Here is a 21,969-nt window from a genome sequence, read left to right on the forward strand (position 1 = left end):
ATGAATTGATTGATATAAATTTCTCAACTATAGCTTCGTTTATTTATCGGCAAAGCTGGCTCCTTTTTCGTGAACTGTATTTACCGCTCTTCCTGACGGATCGGCATTGTTTCTGAAAGCCTCATCCCACTCGAGTGCTGCAGCGGTGCTACAAGCAATCGATGCTTCCGAAGGAACACAAGCCGCAGCAGCATCAGAAGGAAAATGTTCGCTGTAAATTTCGCGGTACAAGTACTCTTCTTTGCTCATTGGTGTATTCACCGGGAAGCGGAATTTCGCATTCTCCATCATCTCATCGCTCACTTTTTCTTTGGCAATGCTTTTCAAAGTATCGATCCAGCCGTACCCAACACCGTCAGAGAATTGTTCTTTCTGACGCCAGGCCACCTCATCGGGCAGGTATTTGGCAAATGCTTCGCGCAAACAGTGTTTTTCCATTTTTCCATCCTTAGCCATTTTTGCTTCCGGATTAAACCGCATGGCCACATCAACAAACTCTTTATCCAGGAAAGGAACTCTACCTTCAACTCCCCACGATGCCAGCGATTTGTTGGCACGTAAACAGTCGTACATGTTCAGTCGGCTTACTTTACGCACGCTCTCTTCGTGAAATGCCTGTGCATTTGGCGCTTTATGGAAATACAGATAACCGCCAAAAATCTCGTCGGCACCTTCGCCTGTCAGTACCATTTTTATACCCATCGACTTGATTACCCTTGATAGCATGTACATGGGCGTTGACGCACGGACAGTAGTAACATCGTAAGTTTCAATGTGATAAATTACATCCTTAATCGCATCCAGTCCTTCCTGAATGGTATAGTGGATCTCGTGATGAACGGTACCAATATGATCGGCGACTTTTCGAGCTGCAGCCAGATCGGGCGATCCTTCCAAACCAATTACAAATGAGTGCAATTGTGGCCACCAGGCATCTTTCTCGCCACCCGACTCAACACGTTTTCCCGAATACTTTTTGGCCAGAGCTGAGGTTATTGACGAATCCAGTCCGCCTGAAAGCAGCACTCCATAAGGAACATCCGACATTAACTGACGATGAACTGCATCTTCAAGAGATTTCGCCAATTCATCAATATCAGCCGGATTATCTTTTACAGCATCAAATTCAGTCCATTCACGCACATACCAGCGCTTAATTTCACCTTCTTTGCTGTATAAATAATGTCCGGGAGGGAATTCTTCAATTTTGAAACAATATCGTTCAAGTGCCTTTAATTCCGATGCGACATAATAGTTTCCATACTTGTCCCATCCCTGGTAGAGTGGAATAATTCCGATATGATCTCGTCCAATCAGATATGCATCATCCTCCTCATCGTAAAGTGCAAAAGCAAAAATCCCGTTCATGTCGTCCAGAAATTTTTCCTTTTTATCGCGGTATAAAGCCAGGATCACTTCACAATCCGAACCGGTCATAAATTCATATTTCCCATCGTATTGTTTTCGAATCTCCTGGTGGTTATATATTTCACCATTTACACCTAAAATCAGTTTCCGGTCTTTACTGTATAACGGTTGGCCCCCCGATTCAGGATCGACGATCGAGAGTCGTTCATGCGCAATAATCGCTTTTTCTCCACAATAAATCCCCGACCAATCGGGACCACGATGACGCAGTTTTCGTGACATCTTCAGAACCTGCGGCCTCAAATCTTCCGATTTAATCTTTAAGTCAAATACACCTACAATTCCACACATATCTGTTTTGTTTTTTGTCTGTTATTAAGTGGAAGCAAAAATAATCACTTTGTCAAAACAACAAAACAATATCTGACATTTTTCTCAATAGATTAACATTTAGCTCGCATTTTAAAACATAAACCTGCAATATGTCATCATTTTAATATACCAACATTCAAAACTGCCCCCTCCCCTTGCATGGGTATGAATTGATTATTAGTCTTTTTTTCGTATACACCCCCAAATATATTTGTCAATATGATCAGATTAAGGTTAATATAAACCTCGGGGTATAAAATTAAGGGCCTTCTCCATAAATCGTATTTTCAGCCGTTTTAGGCACATTTTGTAGCAAAATGTCACAGCGAAAATTTGATTATTGTTTGATTATTAGCCAATAATAAAATTTCGGTAACTTTATCAGGCTTCATTCTTGTAGCAAACAACGAATATAATAGTCAAAAAATGGAATCCAGCTACTTCACCGATCTCGATAAAAAACCCGATTTCAGCGATTTAAAAACACCCCTTGGATCCCTATTCCCGGTATGGATGAAGATTCGCGATTTTGCTGTTGAGAAATATCCGAAAGCCATTGAAGAGTGGCATGTTTCGGTAAAAAGATACGGCTGGAGTTTTCGCATAAAGGATAAACGAAGGGCCATCGTTTACCTCTCTCCTCAAAAGGGACATTTTCGCCTGACAATGGTTTTTGGACAAAAAGCCACCGACCAGATTATCGTAACGGATATTGCAGATGCTATAAAAAAAGAACTTTTGAATTCACGGGTTTATGCTGAAGGAAGAGTCATTCGCCTGGATATTTATGACGACAAAATGGTGGAAGACATAAAAAAGCTAATAGAAGTAAAAATTGCCAATTAATTATGAAGAAAAATATTATTGTTACCGGCGGCACACAGGGAATTGGTAAAACCATGGTGTTGCACTTACTGGAAAAAGGTTATGATGTAACGGTTTTCGAAATCGATGAAGAAGCCATTAGCGAGTTCAGGCAGGAAATCCCGGATGACATTGTTGCGGTCTACCGGGTTGATGTTTCGGATGAACAAGCCGTAAAAAAGGCAATTGAGCAGGTAATTAAACGTTTTAGAAATATTTACGGGCTGGTCAATAATGCAGCGATTTCAAACAACAAATCCATTATGGAACTTTCGCTTGAGGATTGGAATAAGGTTATCGGGACTAATCTTACCGGTGCATTTTTATGTGCTAAATACGCTGCTACTCATCTAAAAAAGTCAAAAGGCAGAATTATAAATATGGCTTCAACACGGGCATTCCAGTCGCAACCCCATACCGAAGCTTATTCGGCCAGCAAGGGCGGTATTTATGCACTTACGCATGCTTTGGCAGCCAGTCTTGGTCCCAAGATAAAAGTAAACAGCATCAGTCCGGGCTGGATCGACGTATCAGCAGCAAAAAAGAATGCAGTAGCAAAACAATATAAATTCCGTCCTGAAGACCATGCTCAGCATCCCGCAGGCCGTGTTGGAAAATCACAGGACATTGCCAACATGGTCCTGTTTTTACTGGCCGATGAAAACGACTTTATTACCGGACAGAATTTTGTGATCGACGGAGGGATGACTACTAAGATGATTTATGTGTAAAAAGCAACTTTTGACTTTAAAGCATGAATAGTGGTTTTTCTTCTACTTCAATTTACCGGGTATTGCTGGCGGAGGAGGTGGCATCCCAGGTTTCCGATCATCTTTGAATTCCTGTTCCCTGTTAACAATATCTTTGTCTTTCCTGAACTTCAATGAAGTTATTTTTTGTTCATCGTCCTTTGACAATTCAACATGTATCTGAAAATAATATTTCCGCTTGTTTGCCACCATTTTATAATATGAGCGTTCATACCACAATTCATTTTTACTCTCTTTTACTATACTTGCAGGATAAAGAAATTCCTGATATGGAGAAAAATCGGAAATCATTTTACAATTCTTCTTTAGATCAGCTTCGTTATATTTATAATCTTCAGTAAAATATTTTTGCACTTCTTCTGGATTATTTTGTTCAATAAGATTGATTATTGCGATCGCAAATTCGAGTTTTAACCTGTTCCCTTTACCAGTATCGAATCGGTACACATTTTCCACCAGATCCTCTTGCGCTGTCACAGTAAGATTTCCAAAAAGTAACAGGGCAATAAATAAATTCTCAAGTTTTAGTTTCATGTTTGTTATGTTATTATTAGTAGTATACAAAAATAAAAATTTCAAGATACTTCATAAATCCTCTCCCCTTAAATCATTATCGATCTGACTGATGACTACTGATAATCACCTCATTATATTGAATGCGGGCTTTTAAATTTGTAAATTGTATTGAAAAAACAATTACATCCAGTACAATTCAGTAATACCTTGCACTTCAAAAACAAAATAGCAGAATTTGAACGTCTGATTGATCAAAAGTTTTCTCTTCCCGGAGATTCAGCGGACAAGCTTGCAGCTAAAACAAATTTTTTTCGTGCACTTATTACCAGCATCCCTGGCTTGTTCGTATTTGGATTGCTTTTCTGGTTGACCAATAAGTCCGTCCTTGCAAGCGCCTTTTGGATTTTCACTGTGTTCGAAATATTTATCGCGATCGTCGTTTTTATATATCCAAATCGATTCAAAATTTTTGTTCTGATTAACCAATATTTCTTCGTCATTTTCTCATTTTCTGCAACTTTATTTTTTGGTGGAATCCTGTATTCAGGAGGAATAGTATTTGTTGGCCTTGCCGGAGCCCTTATTTCTTTATCAGTTCTTACACCTAACCAAATTAAATACATCTTTATTGTTTATATAATTACAGTTATTACCGAGGCTTTTCTACAACCATTTCTGGTACCACACCCTGAGTTAACCCCGAGGCTGAATCATATACTTTTTATGCTTCACTTTTTGGTTATATCCGTCACATTATACCTGACCCTAAGTAATTATCTGGAGCAAAATATTCGGGCAAAAAAAATGGAAGCTGATCATTTAAAAGAGCTTGATGATATCAAAACTAAATTTTATACTAACATTACCCACGAATTCAGAACACCGTTGACAGTAATTCTCGGATTAACAAATCCCTCATTAAAAATACACCCAGCAAGATTAAAAAAGAATATAACACTAATCAGGCGGAACGGGAATCGCTTGCTTCAACTTGTTAACCAGATGCTTGATCTATCGAAACTGGAAGCCAACTCAATGACAATTAACTATGTGCAAAACGATGTAATACCATTTATTCACAACGTAATTGAACCGTTCATTCACCTGGCAAACGAAAAAAATATTCGTTTTCAATTTGTAAACAAATTAAAAGAAATGAATATGGATTTTGATCCTGAAAAAATGGAATCCATACTTAGCAATCTAATATCAAATGCGTTAAAATACACGCCAAAAGACGGATTGATTATTTTCTCTTTATCAAATCTGTCGACGAAGGAGTCGATGACCAGTTACGGATACTCTCCTTTGTCTGAGCTCAAAAACAACAATCAGCAATTCTTAAAAATAAAGGTAAGAGACAATGGTCCGGGAATTGATCACGAAGAACTGCCGCTCATCTTTAATCGTTTTTATCAGGTTCAATCAGGTTCGATGAATCAACACGAAGGTTCCGGAATTGGATTGCTTGTGGTAAAGGAATTAGTTAAACTGCTCGATGGTAATATATTTATTTCCAGCACCCCGGGAGAAGGTACTGAGTTGACAGTGCTATTACCGATCTCAAATAATGCACAAATTACTGACTATTCAGAATCAATATCGACGGACAATTCGGATATTGAATACCAACAGGAGTTTGTCATGGACGCAAATGAAGACAAAGAAACCAAGGAAATACCTCATTTATTGATTATTGAAGACAATGATGATGTAGCTACATACATTAAAACAATTACCGAAAAAAACTACCTCACATTTAGGGCTGAAAATGGCAACCGGGGAATTGAAATGGCATTGGAAAATATACCGGATATTATAATTTCAGATATTCTAATGCCCGGAAAGGATGGTTATGAAGTATGTGCTACCATTAAAAAAGATTTTAGAACAAGTCATATCCCCATTGTACTTCTTACTGCAAAGACGGATAAAGCTTCACAGATCGCCGGCTATGAAAAAGGTGCTGATGCATACATGGCTAAACCATTTGAGTCCCGCGAACTTTTAGTACGCTTACAGAAACTAATTGAAATACGTGAAACGCTAAAAGCAAAGTATAAAACACTGGCACTTGTTTCTAAAATTAAAATTGCAAAAACGACAGACCCGGAAGAGATGTTTCTGTTAAAAACAAAAAGGATAATGGAACAATATTATGCCGAGGATAATTTCACTCCTACCAAATTATCGGAACAACTTGGCGTTTCGCGTTCGCAACTTTTCAGAAAACTTAAAGCTGTAACCGGTTTGTCTGCCTCGCGCTTTATCAATTATTATCGGTTGTCGGTTGCTAAACAAAAAATTCAAAATACCAGCCTGAATATTTCCGAAATTGCTTATGAAGTTGGCTTTAAAGATCCGGCTTACTTCACGAGGTTATTTTCTAAAGAATTTGGCGTCTCACCGGCACGATTCCGGAAGGACCTGTCTTAATTATTTACCTCCACTGCACAGTGTATTCTTTAATACAAGTTTTTGAAACAATCGTCCAAGCCATTCAGATCTAATGGTGCTAAATTCCAGTAATTAAACTCCAAAAATTATATAAAATGAAAAATTTAGTATTGCTTTTAGCCATGGTCTTCCTTTTGGGTTGCGGCAAAGAAAACCTAATTCCTGCTGAAAGGAATTCTGACGATCTAAAATCAGCTTCCTTGAATGTTTTCCCTGATATACTTCAATTACCTGATGGATTTCAACCCGAAGGGATTGCTATCGGGAATTCACATGAATTTTATGTTGGATCCACTGTATCCGGACAAATTTACAAGGGAAATGTCCAAACAGGTGAAGGTGATGTCTTTATTCTGCCATCCTATCCAACGCAAGCCGGTGGATTGTCTTTCGACATTAGAAAAGGATATTTGTTTGTTGCAAACGGAATGATGGGAGCAGGTTCTGTTTACAATTCGCAAACAGGTGAGCTACTCGAAAGATTCAATTTTGCGGTTCCCGGTACGGCCTTCATAAATGATGTTGTAGTAACTTCAGAAGCTGCATACTTTACCAGTTCTCTTGCCCCCGTGATTTATAAAGTCCCCCTGCAGAAAAACGGAGAACTCTGTTTGCCGGCACAGTTTACTGAATTAAATCTGACGGGTGATTTTAGTATGATTCCAAATCCAATGATCCCGCATCTGGGAGTTTTATCTAACGGAATTGATGCAACTCCTAATGGAAAATATCTAATTCTGGCCAGCACCGATCGCGGCGAGATATATCGTGTTGATCCGGTAACGGGCGAAACTGTACTCATTGATTTGGGCGGATTACTTCTTCCTTTTGCCGATGGTATTTTATTAGATGGAAAAACCTTGTACGTTGTTCAGAATCTTCCAAATCAGGTGGCTGTAATTGAATTGGATGATGATCTTGAAACCGGCTCACAAATTAAAACGATAACCTGTTCTGATTTCGGTATTCCAACTACCATTGCAGAATTTGGGAATCGGATCTATGCCGTGAATGCCCATTTCGACCTGGCTCCTCCTGGAGGCATTTATCCTGAAGTACAGTTCGAAGTAGTGGGTGTCAGTAAATAAAAAAGCCACCTATTTAGGTGGCTTTCATATCTTATCAGCTAATGCTTGTTTCATTTGTGTATACTAAGAAACTTCGAACTTGTAATTGCTTAAATCTGCCAAATCAGAAGAACGAATAAATTCGGCGTGCGCTTTTATCTGTCCTTTTGCAAAAGTCAGGTAATTCTGTGCCGATTTCAGAAATCGTTCATCGCGGTTGGTATCCAACAGCAACAGGTAACTCATAATAATATGACCGGCCATTTCTACCAAACGGCGGGCATGGAAATCGATAAACTCATTATCGTCGGTTGAAACCACTTTTTTAACTGCCCTTTCGTAATCGTCGGTAAGAATAATAAGTGAACGTTTCATGTATTCCAGTTTTGGCGACACACGTTCGGCTTCGTAAGTACGAATCTGGTTCAGGTAGGCGTTGGTAGTTACTCCACGGATGGCGGCAACTACCTGCAGCTGCGTTGTACCTTCGTAAATAGAAGTAATTCGCGCGTCGCGATAAATTCGTTCAACCGGGTAGTCTTTCATAAATCCTGAACCGCCGTGAATCTGAACTGCATCGTAAGCTAACTGGTTACTGTATTCGCTCGCCATACCTTTTACCAGCGGCGTAAAAATATCGGCCAAACGCTGGTATTTTTTCATCTCATCCCGCTCTTCCCTTTCCAGTTTGCGCTCTTCTGAAATGTGCATGTACGTTTTGTACATATCTACAAAACGGGATGTTTCGTACAGCAAAGTTCTCGAGGCATCGAGTTTGGCTTTCATCATTGACAGCATTTCGTAAACGGCAGGGAAACGCACGATTGCTTTCCCGAACTGCATACGCTCCTTGGCATAAGCCATAGCTTCGCGGTAAGCTGCTTCGCTAACACCCACTGATTGCGCAGCGATTCCCAAACGGGCGCCATTCATAAGCGCCATTACATATTTAATCAGTCCCATTTTTCGCGATCCTACCAACTCAGCCGGAGCATCCTTGAATACCAGTTCGCAGGTTGGCGAACCGATGATTCCCATTTTGTGTTCGATACGACGAACGGTTACACCGCCGCTAAGCTTGTCGTAAATAAACATCGACAGTCCGCGTCCGTCTTTTGTTCCTGGCTCGGAACGTGCGAGTACCAGTGAAATTTCGCCATCGCCGTTGGTAATAAAACGTTTAACGCCATTCAGGTACCAGGTTTGTTTCTCTTCGTTCCAGGTGGCTTTCAGCTGTACTGCCTGTAAATCGGAACCCGCATCCGGCTCGGTAAGGTCCATGGCCATGGTATCACCGCCCGATACACGTGGTAAATATTTTTCTTTCTGCTCTTCCGAAGCAAACTCGTTAATGGTTTCGGCACAATCCTGCAGACCCCAAATGTTTACAAATCCTGCATCGGCGCGCGATACAATATCAGCTGCCATGATGTAAGGAACGATCGGGAAATTCAATCCATCGTATTTATACGGAAGCGACATTCCCATCAATCCGGCCTTATTCAGCGCATCAATGTTTTCCTGAGTTCCCCTGGCATAGATTACATGTCCATCAACAACCTGTGGTCCCTCGGCATCAATACTTTCAGCATTTTCGGCAACAATATTGCCACATATATCACCCACCACTTCCAACACGCGATCGTAATTGTCAACCGCATCTTCAAAATCCATCGGGGCAAAATCGAAATCTTTTGTAAATGAATATTCGCGTTCTTTGAGGCGAACAATTTTCTCCATTAACGGGTGCGTCAAATGAAATTTAAGTTCGCTATTGTCGGTATAATAATTTGCCATTTTATTGGTGTTTAATTTCTACTTGGTGTTCTTTTTATAGTACTTGATCATTTTTGGGATTACCTCTGCCACATCGCCGGTAATCACATAATCGGCAATGGTATTGATCGGAGCATCCGGATCGGTATTGATCGCAATGATCTGTGCCGATTCTTCCATTCCTGCACGGTGCTGAATCTGACCGGAAATTCCGCAGGCAATGTACAGTTTTGGGCGAACGGTAACTCCGGTTTGTCCGATCTGGCGGTCGTGAATCGCATATCCGGCATCCACTGCCGCACGTGATGCTCCAACTTCTCCACCAAGTACTTCAGCCAGTTCGTAAAGCAGGTTGAAATTCTCTTTTGAACCGACGCCATAACCACCGGCAACCACGATTGGTGCACCCTTAATGTTCACCTTGCTTTTTTCAACATGACGTTCGATGATCTCAACCACAAAATCCTCATCGCTCACATATTTTGCTACATCGAGATTGACTACTTTTCCTTTGTATTTCGGATCGAGTACTTCCCTTCTCATCACACCTTCGCGAACTGTTGCCATCTGCGGACGGCAATCAGGATTAATGATGGTTGCAATGATGTTTCCACCAAAAGCAGGTCGGATCTGATAAAGAAGTTTATCGTACTTTTTATCCTGTTTTTTATCGTAATGATCGCCAATTACCAGGCTGGTGCAATCGGCAGTTAATCCGCTATGCAATGCTGAAGAAACACGCGGGCCAAGATCGCGACCGATTGACGAGGCTCCCATCAGGGCTACCTGCGGCTTTTCTTCTTTGAACAAATTAACGATGACCGAAGTATGCGGCAAGGTTTGATACGGATAAAGCCTTTTATCATCCGCAATAAAAACTGAATCCACACCATAGCGGAAGATCTGCTTTTCAATTCCCTGCAGATCGTGACCAATTACAATGGCCTCCAGTTTACAACCTAATTCATCTGCCAGAGTTCGTCCTTTGGTTAGCAACTCCAGGCTTACGTCGACCACATGGCCTTCTTCTATTTCGCAATAAACACTTACGTTGTTCATATTCTTCTGATTTTTAGGAGTTATTAACCAATAGTGTGACTTTCAATTAATTCAAGCATCATGGCTTCGATATCGGCATCTTGAGCTGTAATCACCTTTGAATCTTTTGCACTCAGTACAACGTTTTCAATGGTTTTTACTTTTGTTGGCGAGCCGGTTAGTCCGAGCTGCGATGCATCGGTTTCAATATCATTCACTGTCCATTCCGGGATATTCAGATCAGGACGTTCGTTGTACATGTGAGTGTAATCCACATTCTCTTTCTGAAGTTCGGTAATGGTTTTGGCGTGTTTGTATTTCATCAAACGTTTAGCGTTCCGTGCCCTGCAATCGGGGGCCGATCCGTTTATCGTCACAACCAACGGAAGCTTACATTTTACGGTTTCCACACCATTTTCCAGACGACGTTTAACAGTGATGGTTCTGTCTTTCAACTCCTTCACCTCTTCTACGTATGTTATTTGGGGTAATCCCAGTTTATCAGCCACCTGAGGTCCTACCTGTGCAGTATCGCCATCAATTGCCTGACGTCCAGCAATGATCATATCCACATCACCAATTTTTTTCAAAGTTTGTGCCAGTGCGTACGAAGTGGCCAGTGTATCCGAACCGGCAAAAGCGCGGTCAGTTAATAGGATTCCGCCGTCGGCTCCGCGGAAAAGTCCTTCGCGGATAATATCAGCAGCACGTCCTGGTCCCATGGTCAGGATTCGAACGCTTGTCCCGGGAAATTTATCTTTAATGCGCAAAGCCTGTTCAAGCGCATTCAGGTCTTCAGGATTAAAAATGGCCGGCAACGCTGCCCTGTTGATTGTCCCGTCTGCCTTCATGGCGTCTTTACCAACGTTTCGGGTATCGGGAACCTGCTTGGCCAAAATAATAATGTTATAAGTCTTCATTGACAATATTTTTTGGTTTAATTTCTTATTCTCTTTCTAACTTATAGCCACGAAAACAGAAGGTTTTCCCGGCAATTTTTTTGAAGGAAAAGCAAATATAAAAATCGATCAAAAAGAAACCAAGCCCCGACAAAGAAGCCAATAATTAATGTTTGTTAATTTCATTGTGACCAGCTTTAAAATAACAATAACAACGTCGGCAACCGCACTAATACCAAGGCTTTAAAACAATCTAACTATAAATTCCAAAATTCTCAAGGAGATCTGTTTAAAAGCTAATTTATACTTGATTTAAGTAACAAATATTGAATACACACACTAAGGATGTATTTTATGTTTAGAAGTCTCGCTTGCGGAGATATCAGGCCAGACTTCTTATTTTCTGTTTTTGCCGCGAAATAACTACACTTAAACCACTCACCAGCAACCACAGCGTAAGAACAATTATCAATACAGAAAGTACTATCAGCGTGTAATTTTTGTCCTGTATAAAAATGATGAGATTGTTAAACATCGCCCACACCGTCATGATCAAAACAAAAAGCATTGGAATAAGTGCAAAGAGCGGATTTTGTTTCTTCATCAACAAATAAAGCACAACAATACCAAGTGCCAATGCAGCCACCAGCTGGTTCAAGGCTCCGAATAATGGCCATAATAAAAGTGCTCCCTGAGCTCCGGGTTGAAGAAAAGTAAGCACAATGGCCATGAGAATAACCACAGAAGTTGCGAAGTAGCGGTTATCAAAAGGCTTCATTACTTTCCCCGATCTGTCTTTAAAAATCTCTTGCAGTGACAGGCGTTGAATACGCGCGGATGAATCGAGTGTTGTATTGGCAAAACTTACAATAAATACTGCAATTACTGCCGCACCGAAATCTTTGGGTATTCCATAACTGTCGAGCAGATTGGCACTTCCAATAATAAAAGCGTCCAATTTGGCTGCCAGTCCCGAGGCACTGGCCCACGACGAGTAATGGGTATAAAAGGCATCTGAGCCGGTAAGCAAAATACCTTCGTTTTCCATTCCCATCCCTAAACCGCCAGCCACTGCCATAATGACCAATACCGCCAGGAAACCCTCGGTGAGCATACTTCCGTAGCCGATAAACAAAGTGTGGCTCTCTTTATCGACTTGTTTAATGGTAGTACCCGTGCTGGCCAGCGAGTGAAAGCCGGAAATGGCACCGCAGGCAATCGTAATAAATAAGAGCGGCATCAATGCAGGTACGTTCTCACTATGAAAAGCTTTATGATTCACCGACGGAGCGCTGATCTCGGGATGAGCGACGATCAATCCCAAAAGCAGCAAAGCAATCGCTATTAAAAGTTGGTGCGAATTGATGTAATCTCGTGGCTGCAATAATTTTTGCACTGGGATAGTCGATGCAAAGAAAGCATAAACGTAAAGTATCAGTGCCCAGGTCACCACACCCGATCCCATGATGGGAGGCACTTTAATGGGCGGTAAATAATATACACTGATGTGAATGGATAAATAAAGGAGGATCACTGCAATTATCGAATACAAAAGGTCGCTTCTCCCCTTTCGTACGTTGTAGCCCAGCCAGATTGCAATGGGCACTTCTATCCAAACCGGAAAAATCGATTCGGGGTATTTTTCGAACAGTACCCCAACGATCATGGCAAACACCGCCAGAACTATAAGAAGCAACAGTTGCATGATAAACTGAAATACATAACGAGTTCCCGGACTAATAAGGTCACCTGTAAGGTCTCCAATGGTTTTCCCTTTGTTTCTTCCGGAAATGATCATGGTTGAGAAATCGTGGACGCCACCCATAAAAATAGCACCAAAGAACACCCATAAAAACGCCGGTAACCAACCCCAGATAATTCCGATTGCCGGTCCGACAATTGGACCTAAACCGGCAATAGTAGTAAAATGATGACCGAATATGATGTTCTTTTTTGAAGGAACAAAATCCACGCCGTCATTGAATTCATTGGCAGGCATTTTTCGTTTATCCGAAAGTTTGAAAAGCTTACTTCCAAGAAACCTGCCGTAAGTGTGATAGGCAACTAAATAACCAATAAAAGCAAATATGACGAGCGCCAGACTATTCATAAGCCGGATAGTCAGTTATACAATCAGTTTCTAAACTTCTTATAAATATAGAGATATAAAATTTAATGAGAAACCTGAGAGCTGCACGTTTCAACAGTGAATTGTGTGTTGAAATATATTTGCTATCTTCGAAGTGGTTTTTTAACCAAATCTAACCAAATTAAAGATAAGCCGGTTTATTTATGAAATCGGCTTTCTTTTTGGCTAAAAAATCAGCAAACAAAAAGGGAACCAATTTATTGATTCCCTTTTGCATATTATCGTTTTGATATTACGCCTGAGCAGTTGGCCCGCCAAAATTCATTGGAGGCAAATTTGGATCGGAACCCGGTTTTACGTTTTTAATAGAACCATGCAGTGCTTCATATTTCGAAATATTATCCTGCAAAGCCATCAACAAACGTTTCGCATGTTCCGGTGTAAGAATAATTCTGGATTTTACATTCGCCTTTGGAACACCGGGCATTATCCGGACAAAATCCACTACAAACTCAGAACTGGAGTGAGTGATAACGGCCAGATTGGAATAAACTCCCTGGGCTACTTCCTCGTTCAATTCAATATTTATCTGTTGCGACTTTTGCTTTTTATCTTCCATTGCGTTCTATCTTTAACTATTCGATGATCTCATATCAACCAACCTGTCGTATTCTTCTTTCGAACCTACAACCAGGTTTTTGTATTCTTTCAATCCTGTACCGGCCGGGATCAGGTGTCCACAAATTACATTCTCTTTCAAACCGTCGAGGTAATCCATCTTACCATTGATAGCGGCTTCGTTAAGAACTTTAGTGGTTTCCTGGAAAGATGCAGCCGACAACCAGCTTCGTGTTTGCAGCGCAGCCTTTGTAATTCCCTGAAGAATCTGGCTCGATGTTGCTGGAATTGCCTCACGCGATTCTACCAGTTTCTTATCCTTTCTTCTCAACTGTGAGTTTTCATCTCTCATTCGTCTTGCAGAAATGATCTGACCTGATTTCAGCCCTTCGGCGTCACCCGGGTCTACAACTACTTTCTTACCGTAAATCCAATCGTTTTCTGAAGAGAACTCGTTTTTGTCCACCACTTGCTTTTCAAGGAAACGGGTATCACCCGGATCTACGATTTCCACTTTACGCATCATTTGACGGATGATAACTTCGAAGTGTTTATCGTTAATTTTTACACCCTGCATGCGGTAAACATCCTGCACCTCGTTCAAAATATATTCCTGAACGGCAGTAGGTCCTTTAATGGCCAGAATATCAGAAGGTGTAGTAGCACCGTCAGATAGTCCTGTACCGGCTCTGATGTAATCGTTCTCCTGTACCAATATCTGTTTTGAAAGGGGTACGAGGTATTTCTTAACATCGTCAGTTTTCGTTGTAACGATAATCTCGCGGTTACCACGTTTAATTTTACCCAGTGAAACTTCACCATCCACCTCAGATACAACAGCCGGGTTAGATGGGTTACGAGCTTCGAATAACTCGGTAACACGCGGAAGACCACCCGTGATATCGCCTGCTTTACCGGCAGCACGAGGGATTTTAACCAGAATGGTACCGGCTTTCACCTGATCGCCTTCTGAAACAGCGATATGACCACCCACCGGAAGGTTATAAGAACGGATCATTTCTCCCTTCTTATCCATAATCTTCAAGGTCGGGTTCTTGGTCTTATCCTTGGTTTCAATAATTACCTTCTCGCTATAACCGGTTTGTTCATCCGATTCTTCCCGGTAGGTAATACCGTCAATCAGGTTTTCAAACTCGATCTTACCATCAAATTCGGTAATAATTACACCATTAAATGGGTCCCATTCACAAATCAAAGTTCCTTTGCGAATTTCCTGACCATTCTTAACATACAGTTTTGAACCGTATGGCAGTGGGTGTGTCGACAGTGGAATATTGGTGTTTTTATCGATGATCTTTAATTCAGCCAATCGACTTACTACGACTTCACGATCTTCTCCTTCTTTATCCTTATATTCTACTGAGCGTAGTTCTTCAATTTCGCAGTAACCATCGTATTTCGATTCAACAGTTGACTGTGCCGAGATGTTACCTGCAATACCACCTACGTGGAAGGTACGAAGTGTAAGCTGTGTACCCGGCTCACCAATAGACTGAGCAGCGATAACACCAACAGCTTCTCCTTTCTGAACTTTCTTACCGGTGGCAAGGTTTCTACCGTAACATTTGGCACAAACACCAACTTTCGATTCGCAGGTCAATACCGAACGAATCTCAACGGTTTCAATTGGTGAATCTTCGATGACTTTCGCAATCTCCTCGCTAATTTCATCACCCGATTTAATAATCAGATTACCATTCAGCGGGTGGTAAATATCGTGAACTGTAGTTCTACCAATAATTCTTTCAAATAAGGTAGCCACTACTTCTTCGTTGTTTTTAACATCGGCGGCAACCAATCCACGCAGTGTTCCGCAGTCGTCCTCAGAAATGATAACATCCTGTGCAACGTCTACCAAACGACGGGTCAGGTAACCAGCATCCGCAGTTTTCAGCGCGGTATCCGCCAAACCTTTACGAGCACCGTGGGTCGAGATAAAGTACTCGAGTACCGACAGTCCCTCTTTAAAGTTGGCCAAAATCGGGTTCTCAATAATCTGTGAACCTGTCGATCCTGATTTTTGTGGTTTTGCCATCAATCCCCTCATACCGCAAAGCTGACGAATCTGTTCTTTAGATCCACGAGCTCCGGAGTCAAGCATCATATAAATTGAGTTGAATCCCTGGCGGTCGGTACTCAGAGTTTTCATTACCGATTGTGTCAACTTAGCGTTAGCATGTGTCCAGATATCAATAACCTGGTTGTAACGTTCATTGTTGGTAATGAATCCCATGTTATAGTTGTTGATCACCTCTTCAACCTCAGAATAACCATCGGTAACAATTCCCTCTTTATCTTCAGGAATAATAACGTCGCCAAGATTGAAAGACAATCCACCGCGATACGCCATATTGTAACCTAGGTTCTTAATGTCGTCGAGGAATTTCACTGTAACCGCATTACCACTCTTATTGAATACATCGGTAATAATGGTTCTCAGCGATTTCTTGGTCAGCAACTGGTTAACGTATCCGGCCTGACGTGGAACAAACTCGTTGAACAGTACCCGTCCAACAGTAGTTTCAATGATGTGATTGAAATATTCACCATTTTCGTCAACGTCTTCAACTTTAACTTTTATGATGGCGTGCAGGTCAATCGCTTTTTCTGCATATGCAATTGCTACCTCTTCTGCCGAATAGAAGGTCATTCCTTCGCCGCGACCTCCTTTACGTGGTTTGGTCATGTAGTACAGACCAAGAACCATATCCTGCGATGGTACCTGAATAGGTGCTCCGTTAGCAGGGTTAAGCAGGTTGTGCGATGCCAGCATCAAAAGCTGAGCTTCCAGAATTGCAGCATTTCCTAAAGGAAGGTGAACCGCCATCTGGTCACCGTCGAAGTCAGCGTTAAAACCGGTACATACAAGCGGGTGCAACTGAATTGCTTTTCCTTCGATCAATACCGGCTGGAAAGCCTGAATAGACAAACGGTGCAGCGTGGGCGCCCTGTTCAACAGAACCGGGTGTCCTTTCAACACGTTTTCGAGGATTTCCCAAACAACCGGATCTTTTCTGTCAACAATCTTCTTGGCCGACTTTACTGTTTTTACAATACCTCTTTCAATCAGCTTACGGATAATAAAAGGCTTGTACAGTTCGGCAGCCATATCTTTTGGCAGACCACATTCATGAATCTGAAGTTTTGGTCCAACCACAATCACCGAACGCGCTGAATAGTCGACACGTTTACCCAACAGGTTTTGACGGAAACGTCCTTGTTTTCCTTTCAAACTGTCCGACAGTGATTTTAAAGCACGGTTGTTTTCAGTTTTAACCGCGTTTGCTTTACGCGAATTATCGAATAACGAATCCACAGCTTCCTGCAACATTCGTTTCTCATTTCTAAGGATTACCTCAGGAGCTTTAATTTCAATCAGTCGTTTCAAACGATTGTTACGAATGATTACTCTGCGGTAAAGGTCGTTCAGGTCGGAAGTTGCAAAACGTCCACCATCAAGCGGCACTAACGGACGCAGATCGGGAGGAATTACAGGAACCACGCGAACGATCATCCACTCCGGACGGTTCAGGTTTTTACTTGCCCTGAACGCTTCAACAACCTGAAGACGTTTTAACGCCTCGTTTTTACGTTGTTGCGAAGTTTCTGTATTTGCTTTATGCCTTAAGGTGTAAGACAATTCATCCAGTTCAAGTTTGGAAAGAATTTCAAAGAGTGCTTCAGCACCCATCTTCGCGATAAACTTGTTTGGATCATCATCATCGAGGAACTGGTTTTCTTTTGGAAGCGAATCCAAAATATCCAGGTATTCTTCCTCGGTAAGGAAATCGAGTTGTTTTACACCATCTTCGGCTTTAACACCCGGCTGAATTACTACGTAACGTTCGTAGTAAATAATCGAGTCGAGTTTTTTGGTTGGCAAACCAAGCAGGTAACCAATTTTGTTTGGTAACGAGCGGAAATACCAGATGTGCGCTACAGGAACGACCAACGAAATGTGGCCCATTCTTTCGCGACGAACTTTCTTTTCGGTTACCTCAACACCACAGCGGTCGCAAACGATTCCTTTATAACGGATTCGTTTGTATTTACCACAATGACATTCGTAATCTTTTACAGGTCCGAAAATACGCTCACAGAACAAACCGTCACGTTCAGGTTTATACGTTCTGTAGTTAATGGTTTCCGGTTTCAGTACTTCACCAAACGACCTTTCCAGAATTTCTTCAGGAGACGAAAGGCTGATAGATACTTTTGAGAAACTCGTTTTTGCTTTATTATCTTTTCTGAATGCCATAATTCAAATTAAAATCTGTTAAACTGAACCTAAAAATATCCTACTCCATACGAACGCTAAGTCCAAGACCGCGTAATTCGTGAAGCAGCACGTTCAACGACTCCGGAATTCCGGGTTGTGGCATCGGCTCACCTTTCACAATGGTTTCGTAAGCTTTTGCACGTCCCATTACGTCATCCGACTTAACGGTAAGGATTTCCTGAAGTATATGCGAAGCACCAAATGCCTCAAGTGCCCAAACTTCCATCTCACCAAAACGCTGACCACCAAACTGAGCTTTACCACCCAATGGCTGCTGTGTAATAAGTGAGTAAGGACCAATTGAACGGGCATGCATTTTGTCTTCCACCATGTGGCCCAGTTTCATCATATAAATAATACCAACGGTTGCAGGCTGGTCAAATGGTTCACCTGTTTCTCCGTTGATCAGGCGTGTTTCACCAAATCGTGGAACACCAGCTTTATCGGTATATTCTGATATTTCATCAAGGCTTGCACCGTCGAAAATCGGTGTTGCAAATTTAAGCCCCAGTTCTTTACCGGCCCAACCAAGAACAGTTTCGTAAATCTGTCCGAGGTTCATCCTCGATGGCACCCCAAGCGGGTTAAGTACGATGTCAACCGGTGTACCGTCTTTCAGGAACGGCATATCTTCTGAACGAACCACACGCGAAACAATACCTTTGTTTCCGTGACGTCCCGCCATCTTATCACCAATTTGCAGTTTACGTTTTTTAGCTACGTAAATTTTTGCCAACTGTATGATACCTGCAGGAAGTTCGTCACCGATCGTTACGTTATATCTTTCACGACGTGAAACCGCCTCGGCTTCCTTGGTCTTCATGATGTAGTTGTTGATCACACGGAAGATAAGTGTATTCTTATCTTTATCGGTTGTCCATTTTGACGGATTAACCGAAATGTAATCAATCTCCTGAAGTTGTTTCAAGGTAAATTTCACTCCTTTTGGTACAATCTCGGTACCATAATAATCTTTCACGCCCTGCGAGGTTTTACCGCTTACAAGGGTGAATAATTTATCTTCGAGTTTCGACCTTAACGCTGCAATATCGCGTTCGAGTTTTTCATCGATCTGATCAAGCAATGTTTTAGTCGCTTTACCTTTTTTGTCTTTGGTTACACGCGAGAACAATTTCTTATCGATAACCACACCCGACAATGATGGAGAAGCTTTTAATGAAGCGTCTTTTACATCGCCGGCTTTATCACCGAAGATCGCACGAAGCAGTTTTTCTTCCGGTGAAGGATCCGACTCTCCTTTCGGAGTAATCTTACCAATAAGAATATCACCAGGTTTAACGTTGGCACCAATACGGATCAAACCGTTTTCGTCAAGGTTGCGGGTAGCTTCCTCGCTTACGTTTGGTATATCTGAAGTAAATTCTTCAACACCACGCTTGGTATCGCGAACCTCAAGGCTGTATTCATCAACATGAACTGATGTAAATACATCTTCACGAACGATACGTTCTGAAATCACGATCGCATCCTCGTAGTTGTATCCCTGCCATGGCATAAATGCCACCATCAGGTTACGTCCTAATGCAAGTTCGCCTTTTTCGGTCGCGTATCCTTCGGTAAGGATCTCACCTTTACTGATGCGCTGACCTTTCACAACGATTGGTTTTAAGTCAACCGTTGATCCCTGGTTTGTTTTTGTATATTTTTGAAGATTGTAAGTCACCACTTCAGGATCGAAACTTACAAATCTATCATCTTCTGAAACGTCGTAGCGTACAATGATTTGTTTTGCATCAACAAACTCGATAACGCCATCAAACTCGGCTTTCACCATAATGTTTGAATCGGCAGCAGCTCTACCCTCCAGTCCTGTACCTACAATAGGTGCTTCAGGACGTAAAAGCGGCACTGCCTGGCGCATCATGTTCGATCCCATCAAAGCACGGTTGGCATCATCGTGCTCAAGGAAAGATATAAGTGATGCAGCAACAGAAGCAATCTGGTTAGGACCTACGTCCATCAACTCAACCTCTTCGCGTTCAACTACCGGGTAATCACCATCCAAACGTGCCTTAACACGGTCGTTGATGAAACTACCATTTTCGTCGATCGGCGCGTTGGCCTGAGCAATGATCTTTCCTTCTTCTTCTTCGGCTGTTAAGTATACAGCACCGGCTTCCGAAAGATCAACCTGCCCGTTTTCAACCTTACGATAAGGAGTTGAGATAAAACCAAGATCATTAATTTTTGCAAACACACATAGCGAAGAAATCAAACCGATGTTTGGTCCCTCAGGTGTTTCAATCGGACAAAGACGTCCGTAATGCGTAAAGTGTACGTCACGTACTTCGAAACCTGCTCTTTCACGCGACAGACCTCCAGGTCCCAAAGCCGACATACGACGTTTGTGCGTCATTTCTGCCAACGGATTGGTCTGGTCCATAAACTGCGAAAGCGCGTTAGTTCCAAAGAATGAATTAATGACTGACGAAAGTGTTTTTGAGTTGATCAGATCGATCGGAGTAAATACCTCGTTATCACGAACATTCATTCTTTCGCGAATGGTCCGAGCCATACGAGCCAAACCTACACCAAACTGGTTGTACATTTGCTCGCCAACCGTACGTACCCTACGGTTACTCAGGTGGTCAATATCATCGACATCGGTTTTCGAGTTTACCAACTGAATGAGGTTCTTGATGATCTCAATGATGTCCTCTTTGGTAAGTACCCGGTTTTCCATGTCCACATCGATTCCGAGTTTACGGTTGATTCGATATCGACCTACTTCTCCAAGATCGTAACGTTTATCTGAGAAAAACAGCTTATCGATAACGTCGCGGGCAGTAGCCTCATCTGGTGGCTCTGCATTACGCAACTGGCGATAAATGTGAAGAACTGCTTCCTTTTCAGAGTTACAAGGATCTTTTTGAAGGGTATTGTAAATAATGGCAAAATCCTGCTGATTCTGGTCTTCCTTATGAAGAAGAATGGTTTTTACACCTGAATCAAGGATCTCTTCAATATGTTCCTCTTCAATGTCGGTTTCACGATCGATGATAACTTCGTTACGCTCGATGGAAACCACTTCACCTGTATCTTCATCTACAAAGTCTTCAACCCACGATTTAAGCACACGGGCGGCCAGCCTACGGCCAATAACTTTTTTAAGACCAGTTTTGGATACTTTAACTTCATCAGCCAGGTTAAAGATTTCGAGAATGTCTTTATCGCTCTCGAAACCGATAGCACGTAATAAAGTGGTTACAGGCAATTTTTTCTTCCTGTCGATGTAAGCAAACATAACACTGTTAATGTCTGTTGCGAACTCGATCCACGAACCTTTAAAAGGAATAATACGTGCTGAATACAGCTTGGTACCATTGGCGTGCAAACTCTGTCCGAAGAATACTCCGGGGGAACGGTGCAACTGTGAAACGATAACGCGCTCGGCTCCGTTGATGATGAATGTACCTCTTTCGGTCATGTATGGAACGGTGCCCAGATACACGTCCTGAACCACGGTATCGAAATCTTCGTGTTCCGGATCGGTACAATACAGTTTGAGTTTGGCCTTTAACGGCACACTAAATGTTAAACCACGCTCGATGCATTCGTCGATGGTATACCTAGGTGGGTCCACCTGGTAATCGAGGAATTCCAGCACAAAATTGTTTCTTGTGTCAGAAATTGGGAAGTTTTCTTCGAATACCCGATGTAAACCTTCGTCCCTCCTGTCGTCGGGAGTGGTTTTTAACTGAAAAAAGTCTTTAAATGATTTAACTTGTACTTCTAAGAAGTCAGGGTAATCAAACCTGGTTTGTGTTGAGGAAAAATTAATCCTCTCTTGTCTTGTATTTACTGACATGTATTT

The 21,969-nt window shown here is 41.9% G+C and carries 14 protein-coding genes; 4 read left to right on the plus strand and 10 right to left on the minus strand.

Features of this window, described 5'->3' with window-relative positions; all coding sequences use genetic code 11:
- Nucleotides 1–39: 39 nt before the first annotated feature.
- Complete coding sequence (gene asnB, locus WFY05_RS02035; RefSeq protein ID WP_340111053.1) at nucleotides 40–1,719, minus strand: asparagine synthase B; 1,680 nt, start codon at nucleotides 1,717–1,719, stop codon at nucleotides 40–42.
- A gap of 447 nt (nucleotides 1,720–2,166) precedes the next feature.
- Here asnB and WFY05_RS02040 point away from each other — a divergent pair, with 447 nt between their 5' ends.
- Together WFY05_RS02040 and WFY05_RS02045 are read left to right on the plus strand one after the other, a co-directional pair.
- Nucleotides 2,167–2,586: a DUF3788 family protein gene (locus WFY05_RS02040; RefSeq protein ID WP_340111054.1), complete on the plus strand. Its 420-nt coding sequence runs from the start codon at nucleotides 2,167–2,169 to the stop codon at nucleotides 2,584–2,586.
- Nucleotides 2,587–2,588: 2 nt separating this feature from the next.
- A complete protein-coding gene (locus WFY05_RS02045) occupies nucleotides 2,589–3,335 on the plus strand; it encodes an SDR family oxidoreductase (protein ID WP_340111055.1) in 747 nt (248 codons plus the stop codon).
- Nucleotides 3,336–3,377: 42 nt separating this feature from the next.
- On the opposite strand, the gene WFY05_RS02050 is transcribed toward WFY05_RS02045, so the two are convergent.
- Both WFY05_RS02050 and WFY05_RS02055 read right to left on the minus strand, forming a co-directional pair.
- A complete protein-coding gene (locus WFY05_RS02050; protein WP_340111056.1) occupies nucleotides 3,378–3,908 on the minus strand; it encodes a hypothetical protein in 531 nt (176 codons plus the stop codon).
- Between the two features lie 233 nt (nucleotides 3,909–4,141).
- The gene (locus WFY05_RS02055) at nucleotides 4,142–4,513 is read right to left on the minus strand and encodes a hypothetical protein (RefSeq protein ID WP_340111057.1); all 372 of its coding nucleotides are present in this window, start codon (nucleotides 4,511–4,513) and stop codon (nucleotides 4,142–4,144) included.
- 181 nt (nucleotides 4,514–4,694) lie between these two features.
- On the opposite strand from WFY05_RS02055, the gene WFY05_RS02060 reads away from it, so the two are divergent.
- Nucleotides 4,695–6,326, plus strand: coding sequence for a hybrid sensor histidine kinase/response regulator transcription factor (locus WFY05_RS02060; RefSeq protein WP_340111058.1), 1,632 nt, complete (start codon nucleotides 4,695–4,697; stop codon nucleotides 6,324–6,326).
- Nucleotides 6,327–6,442: 116 nt separating this feature from the next.
- Entirely contained in the window at nucleotides 6,443–7,435 is a 993-nt protein-coding gene (locus WFY05_RS02065; RefSeq protein WP_340111059.1) for an SMP-30/gluconolactonase/LRE family protein, read from the plus strand.
- 63 nt (nucleotides 7,436–7,498) lie between these two features.
- On the opposite strand, the gene WFY05_RS02070 is transcribed toward WFY05_RS02065, so the two are convergent.
- The 7 genes from WFY05_RS02070 to rpoB all read right to left on the minus strand — a co-directional run bounded on the left by WFY05_RS02070 (nucleotide 7,499) and on the right by rpoB (nucleotide 21,963).
- Nucleotides 7,499–9,211: an acyl-CoA dehydrogenase family protein gene (locus tag WFY05_RS02070; RefSeq protein WP_340111060.1), complete on the minus strand. Its 1,713-nt coding sequence runs from the start codon at nucleotides 9,209–9,211 to the stop codon at nucleotides 7,499–7,501.
- Between the two features lie 18 nt (nucleotides 9,212–9,229).
- Complete coding sequence (locus tag WFY05_RS02075; RefSeq protein ID WP_340111061.1) at nucleotides 9,230–10,249, minus strand: electron transfer flavoprotein subunit alpha/FixB family protein; 1,020 nt, start codon at nucleotides 10,247–10,249, stop codon at nucleotides 9,230–9,232.
- 23 nt (nucleotides 10,250–10,272) lie between these two features.
- The gene (locus tag WFY05_RS02080; RefSeq protein ID WP_340111062.1) at nucleotides 10,273–11,148 is read right to left on the minus strand and encodes an electron transfer flavoprotein subunit beta/FixA family protein; all 876 of its coding nucleotides are present in this window, start codon (nucleotides 11,146–11,148) and stop codon (nucleotides 10,273–10,275) included.
- A gap of 361 nt (nucleotides 11,149–11,509) precedes the next feature.
- Nucleotides 11,510–13,237, minus strand: coding sequence for a carbon starvation CstA family protein (locus WFY05_RS02085; protein ID WP_340111063.1), 1,728 nt, complete (start codon nucleotides 13,235–13,237; stop codon nucleotides 11,510–11,512).
- Between the two features lie 271 nt (nucleotides 13,238–13,508).
- Nucleotides 13,509–13,835, minus strand: a complete 327-nt coding sequence (locus WFY05_RS02090) for a DUF3467 domain-containing protein (RefSeq protein WP_340111064.1) — start codon at nucleotides 13,833–13,835, stop codon at nucleotides 13,509–13,511.
- A 12-nt stretch (nucleotides 13,836–13,847) separates the two neighbouring features.
- Nucleotides 13,848–18,113, minus strand: coding sequence for a DNA-directed RNA polymerase subunit beta' (gene rpoC, locus WFY05_RS02095; RefSeq protein ID WP_340111065.1), 4,266 nt, complete (start codon nucleotides 18,111–18,113; stop codon nucleotides 13,848–13,850).
- A 40-nt stretch (nucleotides 18,114–18,153) separates the two neighbouring features.
- A complete protein-coding gene (gene rpoB / locus WFY05_RS02100) occupies nucleotides 18,154–21,963 on the minus strand; it encodes a DNA-directed RNA polymerase subunit beta (protein ID WP_340111066.1) in 3,810 nt (1,269 codons plus the stop codon).
- Nucleotides 21,964–21,969 lie beyond the last annotated feature (6 nt).

The organism is Maribellus mangrovi, from assembly GCF_037646455.1.
GTDB lineage: Bacteria > Bacteroidota > Bacteroidia > Bacteroidales > Prolixibacteraceae > Draconibacterium > Draconibacterium mangrovi_A.